A 2,638-nucleotide genomic window follows, 5' to 3' on the forward strand; every position below is an offset into this window, starting at 1 on the left:
GGACTGTCCATCAGAAGAACGAATGATTCGCCTAGCCCTGAACGGCTTTGAGGAGATTCGGGCGCTGTCCTTCGACTTGTCGAACCGCCGGCTGAAGGTCGTGCATGACGGCGAGATCGAGCCCGTCACCTCGAAACTGAAGACCTTGGGGCTAGGCGCCTCGCTTCAGGAAACCGTCGCTGCAAATCCAGAGACCATCAAGGCCGCCGAGTTTTCGGCAGCTTCTGCTAAGCAAGAATCCTGGACCCTGCGCTGGTTGCTCGGCATCAATGCACTTCTGTTCGTAGTGGAAATGACTGCCGGTCTGATCGCCCAGTCCACCGGCCTGATTGGAGAATCCCTGGACAATTTTTCCGATGCGGCGGTGTACGGGCTTGCCCTTTATGCGGTTGGACATAGCGTGAAAATGCAGGTACGTGCCGCGCATCTTGCTGGTGTACTGCAACTGATCTTGGCTGTGGGCGTGCTCGTAGAGGTGGTGAGACGCTTTGTATTCGGTAGTGAGCCTGAATCTCTGGTGATGATGGCTATCGCATTCGTCGCATTGATTGCCAATACCAGTTGTCTGCTGCTCATATCCAAACATCGGGAAGGCGGGGCGCACATGAAGGCAAGCTTGATATTCTCGGCCAACGACGTGGTGATCAACCTGGGGGGCATCACCGCCGGCGCCCTGGTCGCGTGGACCGGTTCCAATTATCCAGATCTGATTATCGGCACCATCACGGGGGTGATTGTACTTAACGGTGCCAGACGCATTTTGGCGTTGAAGGGTTAAATAATGCTCATTATTGGCAAAAAGCTCTCGCCGTATGCCCTATTGTCCATATCGGGCCTGCTGGCAGCGTCTGATCAGGCTGTAAAGTGGCTGGTGCAGCAATCAATGGCCTATGGCGAGTATGTTTCGGTGACCCCGTTCTTTAACTGGGTGCACCTATGGAACACCGGTGCCGCATTCAGTCTTTTTGCGAATGGTGGAGGCTGGCAGCGCTACTTTTTTATCGGAATCGCGGTAGTGGTCTCGATTTTTCTGATCAAGCTGATCCTTGAAAATCGTCATAAAGGAGAAGCCATCGCTTACAGTCTTATCCTCGGTGGCGCCATGGGCAACCTGATTGACCGGGTCTTTCGCGGCTATGTTGTGGATTCCTTTGATTTCTATTGGCGAGACTGGCATTGGCCGGCCTTCAACCTGGCTGATATTGCAATTGTCCTCGGTGCCTTACTTTTCGTTTCCAGCAGCTTGTTGGGTAAAAAAGCAAACACCAATGCCGAGTCGGATGGATCTGACTGACACCTACGCCTATACAACACCATGACCGAACTTCCCGACAACATCCTTCACCTGCCGCAATACCAAGTACTGGGCTGCAAATCAACCGACGACGAAATGCACTTCCAGGTGGACGTGCCCGATCCCATCGCCTGCGAGGAATGCGGCGTGCAGGGTGAGTTCGTACGGTTCGGCAAGCGTGACGTTCCCTATCGTGATCTGCCCATCCACGGCAAGCGGGTCACTCTCTGGGTGGTCCGCCGCCGATACACCTGCCGGGCCTGCAAGACAACATTCAGGCCCCAGCTACCGGAGATGGTGGACGGATTCCGTATGACACTGCGGCTGCATGAGTACGTGGAGAAGGAATCCTTCAACCACCCCTACACCTTTGTGGCGGCACAGACCGGCCTGGACGAGAAGACGGTGCGCGACATCTTCAACGCCCGCGCCGAGTTCCTGGGGCGCTGGCACCGCTTCGAGACGCCCCGCATCCTGGGCATTGACGAGCTATACCTGAACAAGCGCTACCGCTGCATTCTGACCAACATTGAGGAGCGAACCCTGATCGACCTGCTGGCCACCCGCCGCCAGGACGTGGTGACCAACTACCTGATGAAGCTGAAAGACCGGCAGAAGGTCGAGATCGTCAGCATGGACATGTGGAACCCCTACCGGGCAGCGGTCAAGGCTGTACTGCCCCAGGCCCGTATCGTGGTCGATAAGTTCCATGTGGTGCGCATGGCCAACGATGCCCTAGAGAGAGTGCGCAAGGGCCTCAGAAAGGAGCTGAAACCGTCCCAGAGCCGGACTCTCAAGGGAGACCGGAAAATCCTGCTGAAACGCGCTCACGAAGTCTCAGACCGGGAGCGCCTCATCATGGAGACCTGGACAGGCGCGTTCCCGCAACTGCTGGCCGCCTACGAGCACAAGGAGCGCTTCTACGGCATCTGGGACGCCACCACACGGCTCCAGGCAGAAGCCGCCCTGGACGAGTGGATAGCCACCATCCCGAAGGGCCAAAAGGAAGTCTGGAGCGATCTGGTCAGGGCAGTGGGAAACTGGCGTGAAGAGACCATGACCTACTTCGAGATGGACATGCCCGTCACCAACGCTTACACGGAGTCCATCAACCGACTGGCCAAGGACAAGAACCGTGAAGGGCGCGGTTACTCCTTCGAGGTGATGCGGGCACGAATGCTCTACACCACGAAGCACAAGAAGAAGGCACCGACTGCGAAGGTCTCTCCTTTCTACAAGAAAACCATCGGTTACGGACTGCCGGACTTCGCAGAGGAACTCAACTACGGAGTCGATCTATCAACCATCTGAGGGTGGTATCAGATTGATGGGGTGAAGGTGCCC

Annotated in this window: 3 protein-coding genes; all 3 read left to right on the plus strand. The window is 56.4% G+C overall.

Annotated elements, in window-relative coordinates; genetic code table 11:
- Nucleotides 1–778, plus strand: a 778-nt coding sequence (locus tag O3746_RS10265) for a cation transporter (protein WP_371449018.1), incomplete at its 5' end; no start/stop codon positions are given.
- Nucleotides 779–781: 3 nt separating this feature from the next.
- On the plus strand, nt 782–1,294 hold the full coding sequence (lspA, locus tag O3746_RS10270; RefSeq protein WP_003821921.1) for a signal peptidase II: 513 nt from the start codon (nt 782–784) through the stop codon (nt 1,292–1,294).
- Between the two features lie 21 nt (nt 1,295–1,315).
- Nucleotides 1,316–2,605, plus strand: a complete 1,290-nt coding sequence (locus O3746_RS10275) for an ISL3-like element ISPpu12 family transposase (RefSeq protein WP_371449020.1) — start codon at nt 1,316–1,318, stop codon at nt 2,603–2,605.
- Nucleotides 2,606–2,638 lie beyond the last annotated feature (33 nt).

Origin of the sequence: Haemophilus sp. 27098_8_127 (genome assembly GCF_041433495.1) — a bacterium.
Taxonomy (GTDB): Bacteria; Pseudomonadota; Gammaproteobacteria; order Enterobacterales; family Pasteurellaceae; genus Haemophilus_D.